Source organism: Saccharopolyspora hirsuta, from assembly GCF_008630535.1.
Taxonomy (GTDB): domain Bacteria; phylum Actinomycetota; class Actinomycetes; order Mycobacteriales; family Pseudonocardiaceae; genus Saccharopolyspora; species Saccharopolyspora hirsuta.
This window is the reverse complement of sequence record NZ_VWPH01000006.1, coordinates 375411-395382: the sequence shown is the minus strand read 5'-3', so window position 1 is coordinate 395382 and position 19972 is coordinate 375411. Positions and strand designations below refer to the sequence as shown.

The 19972-nt window shown below is 71.4% G+C and carries 20 protein-coding genes; 10 read left to right on the top strand and 10 right to left on the bottom strand.

The features are described from left to right. Positions 1 to 61: 61 nt before the first annotated feature. The 3 genes from F1721_RS15205 (at position 62) to F1721_RS15195 (ending at position 3013) form a co-directional block, all read left to right on the top strand. Positions 62 to 1507, top strand: coding sequence for an FAD-dependent monooxygenase (locus F1721_RS15205; protein WP_150067304.1), 1446 nt, complete (start codon positions 62 to 64; stop codon positions 1505 to 1507). Then, complete coding sequence (locus tag F1721_RS15200; RefSeq protein ID WP_150067303.1) at positions 1500 to 2210, top strand: TetR/AcrR family transcriptional regulator; 711 nt, start codon at positions 1500 to 1502, stop codon at positions 2208 to 2210. The genes F1721_RS15205 and F1721_RS15200 overlap by 8 nt, the downstream gene beginning before the upstream one ends. Before the next feature lie 77 nt (positions 2211 to 2287). Next, positions 2288 to 3013, top strand: coding sequence for an alpha/beta fold hydrolase (locus F1721_RS15195; protein ID WP_150067302.1), 726 nt, complete (start codon positions 2288 to 2290; stop codon positions 3011 to 3013). Between the two features lie 3 nt (positions 3014 to 3016). Here F1721_RS15195 and yhjD read toward each other — a convergent pair whose 3' ends face one another. The 4 genes from yhjD to F1721_RS15175 all read right to left on the bottom strand — a co-directional run bounded on the left by yhjD (position 3017) and on the right by F1721_RS15175 (position 8291). Continuing rightward, on the bottom strand, positions 3017 to 4033 hold the full coding sequence (yhjD, locus tag F1721_RS15190) for an inner membrane protein YhjD (protein WP_150067301.1): 1017 nt from the start codon (positions 4031 to 4033) through the stop codon (positions 3017 to 3019). Between the two features lie 62 nt (positions 4034 to 4095). Further along, on the bottom strand, positions 4096 to 5133 hold the full coding sequence (gene trpS, locus F1721_RS15185) for a tryptophan--tRNA ligase (RefSeq protein ID WP_150067300.1): 1038 nt from the start codon (positions 5131 to 5133) through the stop codon (positions 4096 to 4098). Positions 5134 to 5182: 49 nt separating this feature from the next. Continuing rightward, positions 5183 to 5407, bottom strand: coding sequence for a hypothetical protein (locus tag F1721_RS15180; protein ID WP_150067299.1), 225 nt, complete (start codon positions 5405 to 5407; stop codon positions 5183 to 5185). 355 nt (positions 5408 to 5762) lie between these two features. Continuing rightward, complete coding sequence (locus tag F1721_RS15175; RefSeq protein ID WP_246154984.1) at positions 5763 to 8291, bottom strand: bifunctional FO biosynthesis protein CofGH; 2529 nt, start codon at positions 8289 to 8291, stop codon at positions 5763 to 5765. Between the two features lie 230 nt (positions 8292 to 8521). Between F1721_RS15175 and F1721_RS15170 the strand changes: the two genes are divergently transcribed. The 3 genes from F1721_RS15170 to F1721_RS15160 all read left to right on the top strand — a co-directional run bounded on the left by F1721_RS15170 (position 8522) and on the right by F1721_RS15160 (position 12271). Continuing rightward, entirely contained in the window at positions 8522 to 10012 is a 1491-nt protein-coding gene (locus F1721_RS15170) for a S8 family peptidase (RefSeq protein WP_246154931.1), read from the top strand. A gap of 232 nt (positions 10013 to 10244) precedes the next feature. Beyond that, positions 10245 to 11474 carry an NAD(P)/FAD-dependent oxidoreductase gene (locus F1721_RS15165; RefSeq protein WP_281288761.1) on the top strand — a complete coding sequence of 410 codons (1230 nt, stop codon included), beginning with the start codon at positions 10245 to 10247 and terminating at the stop codon, positions 11472 to 11474. A 278-nt stretch (positions 11475 to 11752) separates the two neighbouring features. Beyond that, on the top strand, positions 11753 to 12271 hold the full coding sequence (locus tag F1721_RS15160) for a hypothetical protein (RefSeq protein WP_150067296.1): 519 nt from the start codon (positions 11753 to 11755) through the stop codon (positions 12269 to 12271). 1 nt (position 12272) lies between these two features. On the opposite strand, the gene F1721_RS15155 is transcribed toward F1721_RS15160, so the two are convergent. Then, positions 12273 to 12842 carry a TetR/AcrR family transcriptional regulator gene (locus F1721_RS15155; protein WP_150067295.1) on the bottom strand — a complete coding sequence of 190 codons (570 nt, stop codon included), beginning with the start codon at positions 12840 to 12842 and terminating at the stop codon, positions 12273 to 12275. Positions 12843 to 12930: 88 nt separating this feature from the next. On the opposite strand from F1721_RS15155, the gene F1721_RS15150 reads away from it, so the two are divergent. Next, complete coding sequence (locus tag F1721_RS15150; RefSeq protein ID WP_150067294.1) at positions 12931 to 13515, top strand: dihydrofolate reductase family protein; 585 nt, start codon at positions 12931 to 12933, stop codon at positions 13513 to 13515. A 6-nt stretch (positions 13516 to 13521) separates the two neighbouring features. On the opposite strand, the gene F1721_RS15145 is transcribed toward F1721_RS15150, so the two are convergent. From F1721_RS15145 to F1721_RS15135, 3 genes are all read right to left on the bottom strand, one after another. Then, positions 13522 to 14316 (bottom strand): exodeoxyribonuclease III, encoded by a 795-nt coding sequence (locus tag F1721_RS15145; RefSeq protein ID WP_150067293.1) that lies wholly within the window; start codon positions 14314 to 14316, stop codon positions 13522 to 13524. Positions 14317 to 14433: 117 nt separating this feature from the next. Further along, positions 14434 to 15768 carry a sensor histidine kinase gene (locus F1721_RS15140; RefSeq protein ID WP_150067292.1) on the bottom strand — a complete coding sequence of 445 codons (1335 nt, stop codon included), beginning with the start codon at positions 15766 to 15768 and terminating at the stop codon, positions 14434 to 14436. Further along, entirely contained in the window at positions 15765 to 16442 is a 678-nt protein-coding gene (locus F1721_RS15135; protein WP_150067291.1) for a response regulator transcription factor, read from the bottom strand. The genes F1721_RS15140 and F1721_RS15135 overlap by 4 nt, the downstream gene beginning before the upstream one ends. A 106-nt stretch (positions 16443 to 16548) precedes the next feature. On the opposite strand from F1721_RS15135, the gene F1721_RS15130 reads away from it, so the two are divergent. Then, positions 16549 to 17046, top strand: coding sequence for a hypothetical protein (locus F1721_RS15130; RefSeq protein WP_150067290.1), 498 nt, complete (start codon positions 16549 to 16551; stop codon positions 17044 to 17046). A gap of 27 nt (positions 17047 to 17073) precedes the next feature. On the opposite strand, the gene F1721_RS15125 is transcribed toward F1721_RS15130, so the two are convergent. Together F1721_RS15125 and F1721_RS15120 are read right to left on the bottom strand one after the other, a co-directional pair. Further along, positions 17074 to 17502: an SAM-dependent methyltransferase gene (locus F1721_RS15125; RefSeq protein ID WP_150067289.1), complete on the bottom strand. Its 429-nt coding sequence runs from the start codon at positions 17500 to 17502 to the stop codon at positions 17074 to 17076. 2 nt (positions 17503 to 17504) lie between these two features. Beyond that, a complete protein-coding gene (locus tag F1721_RS15120; RefSeq protein WP_150067288.1) occupies positions 17505 to 18335 on the bottom strand; it encodes an SAM-dependent methyltransferase in 831 nt (276 codons plus the stop codon). Between the two features lie 242 nt (positions 18336 to 18577). On the opposite strand from F1721_RS15120, the gene F1721_RS15115 reads away from it, so the two are divergent. Beyond that, a complete protein-coding gene (locus tag F1721_RS15115) occupies positions 18578 to 19396 on the top strand; it encodes a helix-turn-helix domain-containing protein (protein WP_150067287.1) in 819 nt (272 codons plus the stop codon). 296 nt (positions 19397 to 19692) lie between these two features. Further along, entirely contained in the window at positions 19693 to 19929 is a 237-nt protein-coding gene (locus F1721_RS15110; protein WP_150067286.1) for a DUF397 domain-containing protein, read from the top strand. Positions 19930 to 19972 lie beyond the last annotated feature (43 nt).

Below are 19972 nucleotides of genomic sequence, written 5' to 3'. Positions count from 1 at the left end.
GGTCCTCGGCCGTGGTTCAATTAGTTAACGGCCCCGTATCGTTAACTAATTGGAGCGGACGATGCGCGTTCTCGTGGTGGGTGCCGGTCCTACCGGCTTAGCGCTGGCGTGCGGCTTGAGAGCGCACGGCGTGCCGGTCCGCGTCGTCGATCGAGCTGCCGAACCGGCGACCACGTCGCGGGCGAACATCCTGCACGCGCGCGGCGTGGAGGTGCTGAACCGGCTGGGCGCGCTCGGCGATCTGCCGGACCGCGCGCAGCACGCCATCCGGATCACCATGCACGCCGCGGACAAGCCGCTGGCCACCGTCAGCTTCGGCGAGGTCGAGGGCAACCAGCTCTCCGCGCTGCTGGTGTCGCAGGCCGAGGTGGAGGCCGTGCTGCGCCGACGGCTGGCCGAGCTCGGCGGCACCGTCGAGTGGGGCCGCGAGCTCACCGACCTGGCGCAGGGCTCCGACGGCGTGACGGCCACGATCTCCGGCGAAACCGCGCACGCGGACTACGTGGTGGGCTGCGACGGCGCGCACAGCGCGGTCCGCAAGCTCGTCGGCATCGGCTTCCCCGGCGCGCGGCTGGTGGACCAGTGGCTGCTCGCCGACGTCGACGCCGACTGGGACCTGGACCGCAGCGGCTCGTCGAGCTGGTTCGCCCGGGACGGGCTGTTCATCGCGATGCCGATGCACAGCGCCACCGACGACCGGTGGCGGCTGATGGCCGACGTCGAGCACGTCGAGGACGACGTCCTGGCGCAGCTGCGCCGACTGCTCACCGAGCGCACCGGCCGGACCGACGCGCGCCTGCGCGGGGCCACCTGGACCTCGGCCTTCCGCATCCACCGCCGACTCGCCGACAGCTACCGCGCCGGACGGGTCCTGCTCGCCGGGGACGCCGCGCACATCCACAGCCCGTTCGGCGGCCAGGGCATGAACACCGGCATCGGCGACGCCGAGAACCTCGCGTGGAAGCTCGCCCTGGTGCTGCAAGGGCGCGCCGAAGCCGCACTGCTGGACACCTACCAGGCCGAACGGCGCCCGCTGGCCGAGGAGGTCCTGCGCGGCACCACGGCGAACACCAAGCTCATGCTGGCCGGAGGCGTCGTCGGCCGAGCGGTGCGCAACCTGTTCACCCGCGTGGCCAACCTCGACGTGGTCCAGCGGCGCGGAACCTGGCTGGCGTCGCAGCTGTGGGTGAACTACCGAAAGGGCCCGCTCGGCTCCCGCCGCGGACCACGCCCCCGCCCCGGCGACCGGATCCCGGACCTGGCGTGCCAGAACGGCAACCGCCGCACCCGACTCCACGCAGAACTCCGAGGCCGCTGGGCGGTCCTCGCCAACCAGGAGATCGCCACTCCGCTCGGAGACGCCGCCGTGCACCTGACACCGGCGCACCCGCGCGACGAGATCTGGTTGGTCCGCCCCGACGCCCACCTGGCCTGGCGCGGCACCAACGCAGCCGAGCTGGCGCACTGGCTCGAAACAACGCTGCGAACCGGGAGAGCCGATGAGTAACGCATCCCCACCCAACCGCACCTCAGGGGACCGTGACGCAACCCGGCCACAAGAAACCCCGAAACGCAAGATCGCCCCCAAACGCAACCACCACGATGAATCGCGGAGAGGCGGTACTGCGCGTGGACGGCCGCGGAATCCCGAGGCGGATCGGGCGATCCTCCGGGCCGCGCTGGACCTGTTCATCGAAGGCGGCGTCGAGGGCACCAGCATCGAGCAGATCGCCAAGCGCGCCGGGGTCGGCAAGCTCACCGTCTACCGGCGGTGGGACTCCAAGGAAGCCGTGCTGGCCGCCGCGATCGAGTCCGCCCGCGACGAGATCCCCGAAACGGCACCGGCCGACGTCGCCGACGTGCCGCTGGCGACGCTGATCCGGGAGCTCCTGCCCGGGCTGGCCGAGGCGATCGCCGACCCGCGCCTGCGCGCGATGATCGCCCGCGTCTTCGGGGCGAGCGTCAGCCACCCCGAGCTGATGGCGACCTACTGGGAGAACTACGTAGTGCCCCGGCGGCAGATCACCCGGGTGCTGCTGGAGCGCGCGCAGGCCGAGGGCTCGCTCGCGGCCGACGCCGACCTGGACGTGCTGATCGACATGGTGGTCGGCGCGGTGATGTTCCGGCTGGTCCAGCCGGAACCGCTCGACGCAGCCGGAGCCCGCGCCTACTTGGAGTCGGTGTACCGCCGCGCCGGTCTGATCGAGTAGACGCAGAACCAGGACGGGCCTGTCGGACACCGGGTCTATCGTCGCCGCAGCGAAGTGGACAGACGAGGAGTGCGACTATGACGACGTTCGTGCTGGTGCCCGGTTTCTGGCTCGGGGCCTGGGCTTGGGAGGACGTGACCCGGGAGCTGAGGTCGGCCGGGCACGAAGTGCACCCGGTGACGCTGCCCGGTCTCGCCGACCGCGCCGCCGAAGCGACCCCCGAGGTGGACCTCGAGGCGCACATCGCCGACTTGGTGCGGCTCCTCGAGGACGGCGACCTGCGGGACGTCGTGCTGGTCGGGCACAGCGGCGCGAACGCGCCGGTCACCGCCGTGGGCGACCGCTGCCCGGAACGGATCGCGCGCGTGGTCTACGTGGACGCCGCCCCGATGCCCGCCGGGGCGTCGGTGCTCGGCTTCAACCCGCCGGAGGTCCAGGAGGCGTGGCGCAAGAGCGTCGCGACCGACGGCGACGGCTGGCTCCTCCCGCTCCCCGACTTCGGCCCCGAGGACCTCGCCGGGCTCGACGACGAGCAGCTCACCCGCATGCGCACCAAGTGCACCCCGCAGCCGTTCCGCACCGCCGCGCAGTCTTTGCAGCGACCGGACCCCACCCCGGACGTGCCGCGTTCGGTGATCGCGACGACCTTCTCCCCGCAGGACGTGCAGGCCATGATCGACAGCGGCGACCCGGCGTTCGCGGTGCTGGCCGGTGTCGACCTGCACCACCTGCCGACCGGGCACTGGCCGATGCTCTCCCGCCCCGCCGACCTCGCCGCGCTGCTCGCCGACATCGCCGGGTGATGCTCAGCGCTTGCGGCGCCAGGCCCACCCGGCCAGGGCTCCCAGACCCACCAGGCCCGCCGTGGTGCGCGCGCCGACGCGGTCTCGGACCTGGATCACCGGGCGGATGATCGCCGGGCCGGGCGGGGGCGGCGGGGTCACTTCCATGTTCTCCGGGGCCGATGCCGTCCAGGCCGTCACGAACAGGACGAAGCGCGAGGTCAGGTTGGCGAACACCAGGAGACCGAGTATCGGGCCGAACGCCGCCCCGGCCGGGGAGCTGGTGACGCTGTTCAGGTAGATCACCGCGACCTGCTTGAGGAGCTCGAAGCCGATCGCGGCGAACAGGGCGCCCCACAGCGCGCTGCGCAGGGTGACCGGCTTGCGCGGCAGCCTGGCCAGCACCCACAGGAACACCAGCCAGCTCGCCGTCAGGGACAGCACCGTGGTCAGCACGCGGAGCGTGAACACCGCCGCCGCGGTGTGCTGGATGCCGACCAGCTCGAACAGCCGCAGCCCGAGGCCGCCGAGGGCGCTGATGCCGAACGAGACCGCCATCGCCGCGCCGAGGCCGATCAGGGACAGCAGGTCGGAGAGCATCCGGCGCAGCATCGGCTGCTGGTCCGGCACCTGCGTCCACTGCGCCGTCAGCGCCTCGCGCAGGTTGGTCATCCAGCCCAGGCCGGAGTACAGCGCGGTGAGCAGGCCGATCACCCCGACCGCTCCGGCCTGGCGGATCGCCTGGTCGACGATGCCGGTCAGCATCTGGCTCATCGCGGGGCTCGGCACCGCCGAGGTGATCGAGTCCTGCAGCCGCCCGAGCAGGTCGGGGTTCCCGGCCAGCACGAAACCGGCCGCCGCGAAGGCGATCATCAGCAGCGGGACCAGCGCGAGCACGCTGAAGTAGGTGATCGCCGCGGCGTAGTAGTCGCCGTACTGCTTCTGGTACCGCGCGAAGGCGCGGATCAGCCGGTCCAGCCACGCGTGCTTGCGCCGCAGCAGCGCCAACCGTCCCGGCTTCTCCTCCTGCTGCCCGGTCACGGTGCACCTCCCGCCGCAACGGCTTCCCCCGAACGGCAGCAGGCTACCCGCTGTTGATCAGATCAGCCCATCGGCGGAAGGAAGCCCACCCGATCGAAGACGGTGCGCAGCGTTTGCGCGGCGACCTCGCGGGCCCGCTCGGCGCCGCGGTGCAGCACCTTGTCCAGCTCCGCCGGGTCGTCGAGGTAGCCCTGGACCTTCTCCTGGAACGGCGTGACGAACTCGACCACGACCTCGCCGAGGTCCTTCTTCAGGTCGCCGTAGCCCTTGCCCTCGTAGGCGGTCTCCAGCTCGGCGACGCTGCGGCCGGTCAGCGCCGAGTAGATCACCAGCAGGTTGCTGATGCCCGGCTTGTTGTCCACGTCGTAGCGGATCTCGCGCTCCAGGTCGGTGACCGCGGAGCGGATCTTCTTCGCCGACCGCTTCGGCGCCTCCAGCAGCTCGACGACCCCGGCGGGCACCGACTTGCTCATCTTCGAGGTCGGGTCCTGCAGGTCGTAGATCTTCGCGGTCGCCTTGGGGATGTGCGCGGCCGGGACGGTGAAGGTGTTGCCGTAGCGGGAGTTGAACCGCTGCGCGAGGTTGCGGGTCAGCTCCAGGTGCTGGCGCTGGTCCTCGCCGACCGGGACCGCGTCGGCCTGGTAGAGCAGGATGTCCGCGGCCTGCAGCACCGGGTAGGTGAACAGACCGACGCTGACGTGGTCGGCCTCCTGCCGGGCGGACTTGTCCTTGAACTGGGTCATCCGACCGGCCTCGCCGAAGCCGGTCAGGCACTCGAGCACCCAGCTGAGCTGGGCGTGCTCCGGGACGTGGCTCTGCACGAACAGCGTGGAGCGGTCCGGGTCGATGCCGAGCGCGAGCAGCTGGGCGGCGGACAGCCGCGTGCGCTGGCGCAGCTGCGCCGGGTCCTGCTCGACGGTGATGGCGTGCAGGTCGACGACGCTGTAGAAGGTCTCGTGGGTGTCCTGCATGGCGACCCACTCCCGCAGGGCGCCCAGGTAGTTGCCGAGGTGGAACGAATCGGCGGTCGGCTGGATGCCGGACAACACGCGCGGCCGAGCCGCGGACTGGCTGTTCTGGGGTGCGGTGTCGCTGCTCACGTGCCGATTCTCGCAAGCCCCGCCCCGGCGGTGGGAACGACCTCCCGGGTCAGGAGGTCTTGCGCTGGTTCTCGGGGTGGACCTTCTTCTTCCGGAACACGCCCGCGACCATGCCGACCACGCCGAGCCCGACGGCGGTGAGGCCGACCGGAGTGGCCAGCGAGTCCAGCGGTCCGCGCACGGACAGCGCCAGCGGTTCGGCGGTGGCCCCCGTCGCGGTCGCCAGCAACACCGCGGCGACGACGGCACCGAGCGCGGAGACTCGCGTGGCCACGCGAGATATTCGGCTACGCACGAGCGCGCCTCCCTAACGACAGTTGACCCGATCGGGTCAGCATTCGTCCGAGTCTGGTGGCGGACCGTACCGGTCGGCCGTAACGCCTGCGGTCGCTTTGCGTAAACCGACCACGACGGAATGATCATATTTTCCGCCGGAATGCACGCGAATCCGGGGCTGTTCAACGATCAACGACGCAGGCCAGCGACCGGATCAGCCACCCGAACGGCCACCCGATCCAGCGACCTCAGTGGCACAACTCACACTCGTTCGAGGCAACGGCCTCCGAGGGGCGCAACTTCCATTGAAATCGCACGTCCGATTTCAATGGAAGTTGCGCTGAAACCGCAGCTCAGGCCGGGCTGACCCCCAGCTGAACGCGCCCCGCGCGCCCGTAGGTCGTGGTCCGCTGCCGCGCCGGACGCCCCGCCCGAGCAGCCAGTTCGTGCAGCTCCTCGACGCTGCGCTCCGAACCGTGCTCGGAACCCGCCATCCGGCTGATGGTCTCCTCCATCAGGGTGCCGCCGACGTCGTTCGCCCCGCCGTGCAGCACCTCGGTCGTCCCGGCGTCGCCGAGCTTGACCCACGAGCACTGGACGTTGTCGATGCGACCGTGCAGCAGCACGCGCGCCATCGCGTGCACCGCGCGGTTGTCCCGGCGCGTGGGGCCCGGCCGGGCGAGCCCGGCGAGGTAGATCGGCGCGTTGCGGTGCACGAACGGCAGCGGCACGAACTCGGTGAACCCGGCGTTGCCGTGCTCGGCCGCGGTGTCCTGCACCCCGGCCAGCGTCCGGAAGTGGCCCAGCCAGTGCTCGGGCGTGTCCACGTGGCCGTACATCATCGTCGACGAGGACGGGATGCCCAGCCGGTGCGCGGTGCTGACCACCTCGATCCACTCGGCGGCGGGCAGCTTGCCCTTGGTCAGCACCCAGCGCACCTCGTCGTCGAGGATCTCCGCCGCGGTGCCCGGGATGCTGCCCAGCCCGGCCTCCTTCAGCTCGGCCAGCCAGTCCGCGATGCTCACGCCCGCCTTGGCCGCCGCGCTGACGATCTCCATCGGGCTGAAGGCGTGGACGTGCATCTCCGGCACCCGCTGCTTGATCGCCCGCACCAGGTCGGCGTAGCCGGACACCGGCAGCCGCGGGTCGATGCCGCCCTGCATGCAGATCTCGGTGGCCCCGGCCCGCCACGCCTCGTCGGCGCGGTCGGCGACCTCCTCCGGCGAAAGCCGGTAGGCGTCGGCGTCGCGCTCGCGCTGCGCGAAAGCGCAGAACCGGCAGCCGACGTAGCAGATGTTGGAGAAGTTGATGTTGCGGTTGACCACGTAGGTGATGTCCTCGCCGACGACCTCCCGGCGCAGCTCGTCGGCGATCCGCGAGAGCTCGTCCAGCGCGGCTCCGTCGCAGGTCATCAAGGCCATCGCCGCATCGCGGTGCGCCTCGTCGAGCAGCGCGGCCGGGTCGGAACCGGCCAGCCGGAGCCCGGCGCGCACGTCGGCGTCGAGCCGCTCCGGGGCGGTTCCGGCGGGCAGCTGGGCGCGCAGCTCGTCCCAGTCGCCGTAGACGGTGTCGAAGTCGCCGCGGCGGTCCTCCGTGCGGCCCTCGGTGTCGATGCTGCGGTGCAGGTCGGTGCGGCCGATGGACTCGAACCCGCCGTCCGGTTCCTGCCACTCCCGACCGACGATCTCCGCGTCCGGCTCCCGCAGGCCGTCCGGACCGGCCAGCGCCGCCACGTGCCCGGCCACCCGCAGGTCCAGCCACTGCGTGCTGTCACCGGCGAGCCCGGCGCGCACGTAGCGCGGGTAGGCGGTGAGCCGTTCGCGCAGCTCGAACCCGGCCTCCGCGGTGGTCGCGGCCAGGTCGTCCAGCTGGGGCCAGGGGTGTTCCGGGCTGACGTGGTCCGGGGTCACCGGGGACACCCCGCCCCAGTCGTCGATCCCGGCGCGCAGCATCAGCAGCTGCTGGTCGCCGACCAGGTTCGGCGGTGCCTGCACGCTGACCCCGGAGGGCATCAGCAGGCGCGCGACCGCGACGGTGGCGGCCAGGTCGTGCAGGTCGGCGTCGGGCACGTCGCGCATCGCGGTGTCGGGCTTGGCGCGGAAGTTCTGCACGATGACTTCCTGCAGGTGCCCGTACTGGCGGGCGATGCTGCGCAGCGCGAGCAGCGATTCGGCGCGCTCGGTGCGGGTTTCGCCGATGCCGATGAGGATCCCGCTGGTGAACGGCACCGCGACCCGCCCGGCGTCCTCCAGCGCGCGCAGCCGGACCGCGGGTTCCTTGTCCGGGCTGCCGAAGTGCGGCCCGCCCTTGTCCCGCCACAGCCGCTCGGCGGTGGTCTCCAGCATCATGCCCATGCTCGCCGCGACCGGCTTCAGCCTGGTCAGCTCCGACCAGGACAGCACCCCGGGGTTGAGGTGCGGCAGCAGCCCGGTCTCCTCCAGCACCGCGATCGCGCAGGACCGCACGTAGTCCACAGTGGAGGAGTAGCCGCGCGCTTCCAGCCAGTCCGCGGCCGCCGACCAGCGCTCCTCCGGCCGATCGCCCAAGGTGAACAGCGCTTCGGTGCACCCGGCGGCGGCGCCCTGCCGGGCGATCTCCACCACCTCCTCGCGCTCCAGGAACGCCGACTCGACGCGGTGCGGGACGGTGGCGAACGTGCAGTAGTGGCAGCGATCCCGGCACAACCGGGTCAGCGGAATGAACACGTTGCGGGCGTGGGTGACCACTCCGGGCCGCCCCTCCGCGACCAGGTGCGCGTCCCGCGCGCGACCCGCCGCGGCGAGCAGCTTCTCCAGGTCATCGCCGCGGGCGTGCAGCAGCACGGCGGCCTCGGCGGCGTCCAGCGAAACGCCGTCGGTGGCCCGGCGCAGCGCCCGGCGCATGGCCGACGAGCTCGGGGTGGGATCCGGCTGGGCGAGTTGCACATCTACGACCGACACCAACCGACTCTAAGTCGGCGACGACGCGACGCGCAGCCGCCAAGCACGTGGCGCACAGCTCACTCTCGGCTAGCTAATTACTCCATTCCGCCCTACCGGGCATCCCCGAAACAGGCGCAGAATCCGACGAATAGCTCTGGGTGGATCACACATTGTCTCCATAGGAGGGACGCGTGTCACGCAAAGGACTGAGGGGACGGACGGCGCGCATCGCCGGATCGGCCCTCGCGCTGGCGCTGCTGGTTCCGGTCGGCGTCATCAGCACCGCCGAGCCCGCACCGGCGAGCACCGCCGCACCCGCGCACTTCGTCGTGCTCGGGCCGACCGGGGACGGCCTGCGGCAGACCGAGGAATCGGTCCGCGCCGTCGGCGGCACCGTGGTGCAGAGCTGGCCGCAGATCGGGGTCGTCGTGGCGACCTCCCCCGACCCGGCCTTCGCCGACGCGGTGCGCGCCCAGCCCGCGGTCGAGCAGGCGGGCAACACCCGCAACCTCGCCGAGCAGCTCCCGCCCGCCCAGTCGACGCGTCTGGAATCGCTGGAGGGCACCGTCAACGCCGCGGCGTTCGCCGCGCAGGCCGGGCAGGAGCCGCTGGAGCCCGAGCAGTGGGACATGCGGCAGATCAAGGTCGACCAGGCCCACCGGATCTCGCAGGGCAGCGAGGACGTCACCGTCGGCGTGCTGGACTACGGCATCGACCCGACGCACCCCGACCTCGCGCCGAACCTGGACGTGTCCAAGTCGGTGAGCTGCGTCAACGAGGGCGTCCCGGACACCCGCCAGGAGGCCTGGCAGCCGCAGGACCCGACGCAGGACCACGGCACGCACGTGGCGGGCACCATCGCCGCCGCCCGCAACGGCGTCGGCGTCACCGGTGTCGCGCCGGACGTCCGCCTAGCCTCGGTGCGGCTGATCGACGACGACGGGTTCATCTACCCGGAGTACGCGATCTGCGGATTCATCTGGGCCGCTGAGCAGGGCATCGACGTCACCAACAACTCCTACTTCGTCGACCCGTGGTACCTGTGGTGCGACAGCGACCCGGACCAGCGGGCCGCGGCGGAGGCGGTGCGCCGGGCGGTCGACTACGCCAACAGCAAGGACGTCGTGACCGTGACGTCGGCGGGCAACAGCAACTGGGACCTGTCCAAGCCGATCCGCGACACCAACAGCCCGAACAACGGCGGCCCCACGCAGGACCGCCGGACCGGGCACGAGTGCCACGTGCTGCCGGGCGAGCTGCCGGGCGTGGTGTCGGTGTCCGCGGTGGGCGTCGACGCGGTGAAGTCGTACTACTCCAACTACGGGATGCGGTCCATCACGGTGACCGCCCCGGGCGGCGACAAGAACCAGATCCCGGACACCCCGTCGCAGAACGGCCGGGTGCTGTCCACCGTGCCCGGCGGCGGCTGGGGCTGGATGCAGGGCACCTCGATGGCCGGTCCGCACGCGGCCGGTGTGGTCGCGCTGCTGCGCAGCACCCACCCGGAGTGGAACGCCCAGCAGACGATCGGCGCGCTGGCCAACCAGGCCGACGCCCTGGAGTGCCCGCAGAACTACGACCCGGACGGCGACGGCAAGCCGGACGCGGTCTGCGCGGGCGGCAAGAGCGGCGCGGGCTTCTACGGCGCGGGGCTGATCGACGCCCTCGACGCGGTGCGCTGACCGCGGGCCAGCGCAGTTTCAATTGAAACTGCGATCACGGCTGCGGGGAACCGCAGTTTCAATTGAAACTGCAGTCCTCCCCACCCCGAACAGGTGATGGCTGAAGGGCACCTCGACCGGCCGAGCCGGTCGAGGTGCCCTTTGGGTTGCTTGGCGGAACGCCGGGACGGACGCTCGATCGGAGTGGAAACCGGTGGGAGCGAGGTCGATCGTGGGGGACTCGGAGAGATTCGTGATCGTGGGCGCCGGGATGGCCGGGGCCAAGGGCGCCGAGGCGCTGCGTGCGCTGGGGTTCGACGGGCGGATCGCGCTGCTCGGCGACGAACCGCACCGGCCCTACGAGCGACCACCGCTGTCGAAGGACTACCTGCTGGGCAAGAGCGGCTTCGACGCGGCCTACGTGCACGAGGAGGGCTGGTACGCCGAGAACCGGGTGGACCTCCAGCTCGGCGTCTCGGTGCAGCGGATCGACCGGGCGCTGCGGCAGGTCGAGCTCAGCGACGGCAACCGCATCGACTTCGACAAGCTGCTGCTCGCCACCGGTGCGCACCCCCGCTCGCTGCCGGTGCCCGGCGCCGACGCCGAGGGTGTGCTGCACCTGCGGAACGTCGAGGACTCCGACCGCATCAAGCGGACCCTGGCCCGGGTCGAACGGCTCGTCGTGGTCGGCGCGGGCTGGATCGGCCTGGAGGTCACGGCCGCGGCCCGCACCGCCGGGGTGGCGGTGACCGTCGTGGAGACCGCCGAGCTGCCGCTGCTGCGCGTGCTCGGTCCCGAGGTCGCCCAGGTGTTCGCCGACCTGCACCGGGCGCACGGCGTCGAGTTCCGCTTCGGCACCGCGGTCGACGAGATCCGCACCGCGGGCGGTCGCGCGACCGGCGTCCGGCTGACCGACGGCACCGAGCTCCCCGCCGACGCGGTGCTGGTCGCGATCGGCGTGGACCCGGAGGTGTCGCTGGCGGCGCAGAGCGGCCTGCGGGTGCAGAACGGCGTCCTGGTGGACGCCTCGCTGCGCACCCCGGACCCGAACATCGTGGCGGCCGGTGACGTGGCCAACGCCTTCAACCCGCTGCTGGGCAAGCAGATCCGCGTGGAGCACTGGGCGAACGCGCTGAACCAACCGGCGACCGCGGCGGCGGCGATGCTGGGCCGCGACGCCGAGTACTCCGAGCTGCCCTACTTCTTCACCGACCAGTACGACCCCGATGCGGGCGGGATCGGCATGGAGTACCTGGGCCACGTCGACCCGGGCGGGTACGACCGGGTGGTCTTCCGCGGCGACGTGGCGGCCCGCGAGTTCATCGCCTTCTGGCTGGACGGCGGCCGCGTCCTGGCGGGGATGAACGTGAACGTCTGGGACGTCCAGGACCAGCTGAAAACCCTGATCACCTCGGGAACCGCGGTCGACCCGGACGCCCTCGCCGACCCGAGCACCCCGCTCAACGACCTCATCGCCCGCTGACCTGGAACCGCCCGATCGAGCGTTGTACACTCACAACGCAGCGTTGCACACTTGCAACATGATCAGCAGTGGGCGGCACCCCAAGAAGCAGATCGCCGATGCGCTCAAGCACGCCGAGCGCATCGGGTTCTTAGTGGTGGCGCAACACCGGGGGCATCGTTGGGGCGTCGTGATCTGCGCGAACTGCCGCAGCAGACTCCCGATCTGGTGCCCCCCGGGGTGCCGGAGAACCAGGCAAAAGAGATCTGCAAGTTCGTGCGAAGACACCAGGAGTGCGGATGAGAAACCACGAGTTCACGCTGATCCTCGACCGAGAACCGGATGACGCAGGGCTGGACGCGCTGTTCGAAGCCGGCTGCGACGACGGCACGGTGGAGATCCAGACCGGGGTCACCTTGGTGCACTTCACCCGAGATGCCCCATCCCTCGGCCGAGCACTCGTGACCGCGATCCAGGACTGCGAGCGCGCCGGATTCCGAGTCGAAGGTGTGCAGAGCGATGACCTGGTACCGCTGCGCACCATCGCGGAACGGCTGGGGCGGACCTACGAGAGCGTCAGGCTGCTGGCCACCGCGCGCCGCGGGCCCGGCGGGTTCCCCGCTCCGCTTTCCAGCGAAGGCTGGTCGTTGTACTCGTGGTCGCAGGTAGCGGACTGGTCAACCCGCTACCTCGACGCACGCCCCGCGGTGAACGCCTTCGAGATCGAGATCGCCGCGACCGATCACCTCGTGCGAGCACGGAACATGTTGCGGGACAACGCCGAGCGCGACGAGCTGCTGAAGCTGCTGGGAGCTTGAGTCAGGTGCCGAGGGAACGGGTGACGAAGGTGTCGATCAGGTCGTCCTCGTCGTAGCCGGAGAGGACTTCGGGGACCGTCAGGTGTTCGAGGATGAGGCCCGTCATCGCGTAGTAGAGCAGGACCACCGTCATGTCGTCGCCGGGGTTTCCGGTTTCGCGGTGGCCCTCGACGTTCAACATGAGGTTGTCGCGCAGGGTTCTCGTCAGCGCCGCTTGGAGCTCCGGGCGGCGGGTGGCCTCCAGGCGGAGCTCCAGCAGCGCCAGCCAGCCGGTGCGGTCGTCGGAAATGTGGTGGTAGAGCGCGCGCATCAGCTCGGTGAGGAGTTCCCGCGACGGCGGCAGCTGCGCCGCCTCCACCCCCGCCGGGTCGAGCGCGAGCCGCCGGTGGATGTGCGCGCCGACCTGGTTGAGCAGGTCGTCCCGGTTGGCGAAGTAGTTCGACGCGGTGCCCTTGGGCACCCCCGCCTCGGCGTCCACCGCGCGGAAGGTCAGGCCGCGCGCACCATCCCGCGCCAGCACCTCGATCGCCGCGTCGACCAGGGCGATCCGCCGCTCTGGGTTCTGCACCATGCCTTCCTCCGAGAAAGCCCTTGACAACCACTACGCCCATAGTACTACATTTGAAGCACTACAGCCGGAGTGGTCAACGGGAGGCCCCTTGCGAAAGCTCACCTACTGCGTGGCCAGCACGATCGACGGCTTCATCGCCGCGCCCGACCGCTCGGACCCGGCCAGCACCGGTCTCATGGAACCGAAGCCGGAGTACCTGCCGCGGCTGCTGGAGGAACTCCCGGAGATCATCCCCACGCACCTGCGCGAACCGCTCGGCATCGCCGACGCCGAGGCGAAGCACTTCGACACCGTCGTCGAAGGCCGCAGCTCCTACGAGATCGGCCTGCAGGCGGGCATCACCAACGCCTACGCCCACCTGAAGCACTACGTGTTCTCGCGGACGATGACCGAGAGCCCGGACCCCGGTGTGCAGCTCGTCGCCTCGGACCCGGTCGAGAAGGTCCGCGAGCTGAAGGCCGAGCCGGGCAAGAAGATCTGGCTGGTCGGCGGCGCGAAGCTGGCGGCCGCCCTGCGCCCGGAGATCGACGAGCTGCTCATCAAGCTCAACCCGGTGGTCGCCGGAGCCGGAATCCCCCTGTTCGACGGCGACTTCCACCCCGAGCAGTTCGACCTGACCAGCGCCCACCCCCTCCCCGGAGGAGTGGTCCACCTGACCTACCAGAAGCGCTGACCGCGCTCACACGTCGTAGGTCACGGTCACCGGGGCGTGGTCGGACCAGCGCTGGTCGTAGGTCTCGGCGCGCTCCACCACCGCGGACGTCGCGCGCTCGACCAGGCCCGGGGTGGCCACGTGGAGGTCGATCCGCCAGCCGGAGTCGTTGTCGAAGGCCTTGCCGCGGTAGGACCACCAGGAGTACGGGCCGGGGCCCTCCGGGTGGAGGTGGCGGACCACGTCGGTGTAGCCGCTCTCGTACAGGCCGGTCAGCCAGGCCCGCTCCTCCGGGAGGAAGCCCGCCTCCTTCCGGTTGGCCTTCCAGTTCTTCAGGTCGATCTCCTGGTGCGCGATGTTCCAGTCACCGCACACCAGGACCTCGCGGCCGTCGGCCGCGGCGCGCTCGCGGAGCTCGTCCAGGTACTGGCGGAACTCCTTCATGAAGCGTTCCTTCTCGTCCTGGCGCGGCGTGCCGACGTCCCCGCTGGGCAGGTACAGGCTGCCGAGCACCAGCCCCGGCAGGTCGATCTCCGCGTACCGGCCGCTCTCGTCGAACTCCGCCGAACCGAAGCCGATGCGCACCGCCTCGGGCTCGGTGCGGCTGTAGATCGCCACCCCGGCGCGGCCCTTCGCCGAGCTGGGCGCGAGCACCGTGTGCCAGCCCTCGGGCTCGCGGACGGCGGCGGTGAGCTGGTCGGGCTCCGCGCGCGTCTCCTGCATGCAGATGACGTCCGCGCCGGTGGCGGCCAGCCACTCCACGAAGCCCTTCTTGGCGGCGGCGCGCAGGCCGTTGACGTTCACGCTCGACACAGTCAGCACATCCGCGAGGGTAACCACCGCCCCCGACGATCAGCCGACGCGGTCGCCCGGCCCCGGGAAGACCTGCGCGCGCACGTTCCGGCTGGTCAGGCACGACTTGGCCTCCGCGCGTATCGGTCACCTCGCCGGGCGGGTGCGGCGGCGGTCACGGCGGCGGGTCGACCTCGGTGCCGCCGGGCGCTGCCAGAGCCACATGCACACCCGGGCGCCGCCGAGGCTGGAGCGGTCCACCGCCAGGCGCCCGCCGGTCGACTCCGCCACCCGGCGGGCGATGTCCAGGCCCAGCCCGGTCGACCCGGCGCTGCTGCGGCCGCGCTGCACCGCCTCGGACAGCTCCGCCACGCCCGGTCCCGCGTCCTCCACGATCACCCCGACCACACCGTCGTTGCGCTGCAACGACACCACGAACTCGGTCCGCTCCGGGGTGTGCCGGAAGACGTTGCCCACCACGGCGTCCACGGACGCCGCCAGCTCCGTGCCGGGCACCGGGACCCGCACCGATCCGTCCGCGCCGCGCAGGCTCCACGGCCGCTGCTGGTCCTCGGCCAGCGCCGACCAGAACTCCAGCCGCTCGCGCAGCAGCGCCGCCACGTCGCAGTCCGGGTCCTCGCCCGGACCGGCCCGGCGGGCGCTGGTGATGACCAGGTCCACCTCGCGCTCCAGGCGGTCGATGGCGAGGCGGGTCTGCTCGGCGGCCTGGTCGTCACCCAGCGCTTCGGCGTTGAGGCGCAACGCGGTCAGCGGCGTGCGCAGCCGGTGCGACAGGTCCGCCGCCATCTCGCGCTCGGCGGCCAGCAGCTGGCGCACCCGGTCCGCCATGGTGTTGAACGCCTGGCCCGCCGCCACCAGCTCGGGCGGGCCGCTGGGGTCCACCCGGACGCCGAGGTCTCCCGCGCCCAGCGCCGACGAGGCGTCCGCCAGCCGGATCGTCGCGCGCACCATCTGCGCCGCCAACCGGTCGGCGACCAGCAGGGAGCCGATGACCAGCAGCAACCCGACCCCGCCGAGCACCAGCCAGGACCGCAGCACGCCGCGGGCCTGCTCGGCCTCCGGCACGAAGACCTCGACGACCGCCGTGCGCCCGCCGTCCAGCGCGATCGGCTGCACGAACGCCGCCCCACCGGGCACCTCGACGGTCGCGGTGCGCGCGTCGACCAGCGCCAGTCGGACGTCACCCGCACCAGCCCGGCTGGTGCCGACCACGCCGCCGTCCGGCAGGTGCACCGCGATGCGGTCCAGCTGACCGGCGCGGGTGCTGGCCACCGCCTTGCCGACCAGCGCGGGGTCGTCCGTGGTGGCCAGCACCGGGGCGAGCGCGACGGCCTGCCGCTCGGCGTCGGACATCGCCTGGTCCCGGGCCATCTCGCGGATCATCAGGCCCAACGGGATGAGGAACGCCAGCGCGACCATCGAGGTCACCGCCAGCGCCACCAGGACGACGGTGCGCCTCATTCCGGTTCCACGAGCTTGACCCCGACCCCGCGCACGGTGTGCAGGTAGCGGGGTTCGGCGGCGCTCTCCCCCAGCTTGCGGCGCAGCCAGGACAGGTGGACGTCGATGGTCTGGTCGTCGCCGTAGGACTGCCGCCACACCTGGGAGAGCAGCTCGCGGCGCGGCACCACCCGCCCCGGCCGCGAGGCGAGGTAGGTGAGCAGGTCGAACTCGCGGCGGGTCAGCTCCAGCTCGGTGCCGTCGAGCGCGGCCACCCGGCTCTCGGTGTCGATGCGCAGGCCGCCGACGGTGATCACCTGCGTCGGCTGCGCACCGCGGGCGCGGCGCAGGACGGCTTCGATGCGGGCGTTGAGGTGTTCGCTGGAGAACGGCTTGACCAGGTAGTCGTCGGCGCCCGCGCGCAGCAGGCGGACGATCTCGGTCTCGTCGTCGCGGGCGGTCGCGACGATGGTCGGCACGTCGGAGACGCCGCGGATCATCTTGAGCGTTTCGCCGCCGTCGAGGTCCGGCAGCCCGAGGTCGAGGATGATGACGTCCGGTGGGTGCTCGGACACCTCCCGCAACGAGTCGAGGGCGGTCCCGACGCTGCGGACCACCCAGTCCCGCGCGGTCAGGTCGCGGATCAGCGCAGCGCGCACCACCGGATCGTCCTCGACAACCAGCACCACAGCCATGGCGGGCACCATAACGGGACAGTGAGAGTTGTTCGTGTTTCGGTGAACCTCACCACGCGACCGGCGCTTGCGCGGAGCCGGTGCAGGTGTGGAAGATTGCGCTCCCGTGCGAGTGCATCGAGCCTTCACCTACGCCGGCGTGTGGTTGGCGGCGACCACCGCCGCCGTCACGGTGACCTGGCTCGGCGTGCGCGACGTCATCCACGGCGCGGTGTTCGACCAGCCCGACCCACCACCGGTGGCCCGCCCGGTCGTCGTCCCGCCGACGCAGCCCCCGCCCCCGCCGCCGAGCGCGCCACCACCTCCCAGCGCGCCACCGCGCACGTCCGCCACGTCCACAGTGGACATCCCAACTCCGGAGCCGACGACGGAGATCGCCGAGGACGTGCGCACCTACGAGGTCGACGGCGGCACGGTCGTGCTCTCGGTGCGCCCGGAGCGCGCAGCGCTGATCTCGGCGACCCCGCGCTCCGGCTACACGGTGCAGACCTGGGAGCACGCGGACGGGTGGCTGCGGGTGGAGTTCAGCGCCGTCGACCGCGCATCGACGCTGATCGCCACCTGGCACGACGGCCCGACCCGGGTCGAGACCTTCGAGAACTAGGCCGATTTCGCGCGAAATCGCCGCACGTCACGAGAGGTCGACCTCGCGGAGCGGCGCCCCGCCGTCGATGAAGAGCCGCCCGCCCGGCACGAGCGCTTCCCGGATCCGCCGCCGCGCCTCGACACCCGCCTTCGGGTGCCGACCGTCGAACGCGCCCACCCGGACGGCGAACGCCAAGTCGAAGGGGGCTTCACCGGGCAGCAGCGCGAAGTCCTCCGCAGCCACGCACCGGACGCTCAGAAGTCCTCCGGCGATGGCCGAAGCGGCGTTGCGCTCGGTCAGCGCGATCCCCTTGGCCGAGCGGTCGATCATCAGGACGTGCCCGTCAGGGCCGATCCGCTCGCACACCGCCAGCGCGGCGGCGCCCGGAGCTCCGCCCACCTCCAGGACGCGCATCCCCGGCCGCAGCGACAGGGCGTCGACGATCGCGGCGAGTCGCGGCGAGAGCCCGGCCATCCTCACTCCTTCCGGGCGATACCACCGAGGAGGAGCCGCCGGACCGGCTCCAGCGGTTCCGCGCGCGGACCGTCCGGCCACCAGTCGGCCAGCACGACCAGCCCCGGCTCGAAGATCTCCGCACCCGCGAAGCACGCGGTGATCTCCTCGCGGGTGCGGAACCAACCGCTGCCCAGCGCGCTGTTCAGGAAGGTCGCCTCCAGCCGCTCGGCCAGCGCAGCGGCTTCCGGGTCCTCCGCGCCGGGTTGGAAGATGTGGCTCAGCACCAGGAACGAACCGGGCGGCAGCGCGTCGAGGTAGCGGGCCATCAGCTCCGGCATGCCGACCTCGTCCGGCACGTGGTGCAGGGTGCTGAGCTGGAGCAGCGCGATCGGGCGCGACCAGTCGAGCCCCCGCGCGACGACGGGTTCGGCGAGCAGCGCGGCCGGATCGGTCAGATCCCCGGCCGCGAACCGGACGTTCTCGTTCTCGGTGAGCAGCGCCCGGCCGTGCGCCGCCACCATCGGATCGTTGTCGACGTAGACCACGGTGGCGTCCGGGTTGGCCCGCTGCGCGATCTGGTGGAGGTTCTCCTCGGCGGGCAGCCCGGAACCGCAGTCCAGGAACTGGTCGATCCCGACCGTCCCGGCCAGGTAGCGGACGGCCCGCGCCAGGAAGGCCCGGTTGTCGCGCGCGAGCTCGCCCAGCCCCGGCGCGACCGCGAGCAGATCGTCGACCACCGCCCGATCGGACGCGTAGCTGTCCTTGCCACCCAGCACCGCGTCGTAGACCCGGGCGCTGCTCGGCCGCTCGGGGTCGATCCCCCCGGAAACCGCTCCACCGGTCCGCGCCATGACCTCCCCCAATCGCTGGCACCCCGACCTACTGAGGGTATTTGATCGATTTCACCTGGTTACGGCCGGGTAGGTACGGCCAATCCGGGCAAGGCGCTCGACCTGCGGCGCGATTCCACTACTATCCCCTCGCGTAACGTTCCACCCCCGGATCACGACTAGCGGTCGTAGTGCCCTTTCACAGGAGGTCTCGCGTTGCCCCGGACAGCGCCACGAGCAGCGGTCCCACTGCGCGCCGCCTCGTGCTCGGCAGCCAGCTGCGCCGGCTGCGGGAGGCGAGCGGGATCTCCCGCGAGGACGCCGGGTACGCCATCCGCGGCTCCGGGTCGAAGATCAGCCGGCTGGAGCTGGGGCGGGTCGGGTTCAAGGAGCGCGACGTCGCGGACCTGCTGACGCTGTACGGCGTCACCGACGACACCGAGCGCGAGTCCTTTTTGGACCTGGTCCGCCGGTCCAACGAACCGGGCTGGTGGCACCGGTACAACGACCTGATGCCGGGCTGGTTCCAGGACTACGTCGGGCTGGAGGAGTCGGCCTCCCGGATCCAGACCTACGAGATCCAGTTCGTGCCGGGCCTGCTGCAGACCGAGCGCTACGCCCGCGCGGTGGCCACCCAGGGCCGCCCGGAGTTCACCGAGGACGAGCTGGACCGCCGGGTCCGGCTGCGGATGCAGCGGCAGAAGCTGTTCAGCCAGCCGAAGGCGCCGCGGGTGTGGGCGGTGATCGACGAGTCGGTGCTGCACCGCCCGATCGGCGGCCGCGAGGTGCTGCGCGAGCAGATCGAGTTCCTGCTCGAGGCGACCAGCCTGGCCGCGGTGACGTTGCAGATCCTGCCGTTCGAGCTGGGCCGGTCGGGCGCGGAGGGCGCGTTCACCATCCTGCGCTTCGCCGAGCCGGAGCTGCCGGACATCGTCTACCTCGAACACCTCTGCGGCGCGCTCTACCTGGACAAGCCGGACGAGGTCGAGGTGTACAGCAAGGTCAGCCACCGGCTGGCGGTCGACGCCCAGACCCCGGAGCAGACCCGCAAGACCCTCAAGGCCGCCCTCGATCAGGCCTGACCGAGCCATCCGCGGTGGCCATTTCCAGCCACCCGTTCACCGCCGCATTCACCCGCACGACGTACCCCCGTTCGGACCTCGCGCCGTCGCGCGCGTGAAACCTGCAGGTCACGGACGTTCATCTCGGCGCAAACGACGTGAAGGCCGATTGGTTACGCGGCCGCGGCGGCAGTGATCAACATCTCACCCGCGTGCACGTGCATTCAATCGTGCATCTGCACCTGCTAACTTGAGTGCACGATCAACTGCACGTGCAGATGATCGTGCAACGTAAGTCGGGGGAAAGTGGGGTTCGGATGCCGAACATCCAGAACGGTATGCCCGCGAAGCAGCTGCCCAACGCGGTGTGGCGCAAGAGCCGCCACAGCGGGGCAGTGGGCAACTGCGTCGAGCTGGCACCGCTGGTAGATGGCGGGGTGGCGGTCAGGAACTCCCGCTACCCGGAGGGACCGGCCCTGGTCTACAGCCGGGACGAGATCGCCGCGTTCCTCCACGGAGCCAAGGACGGCGAGTTCGACGACCTGATCGCCTGACGGGACCGGGACCACCGCACGAGCGAGGGTCCGAACCGCACGA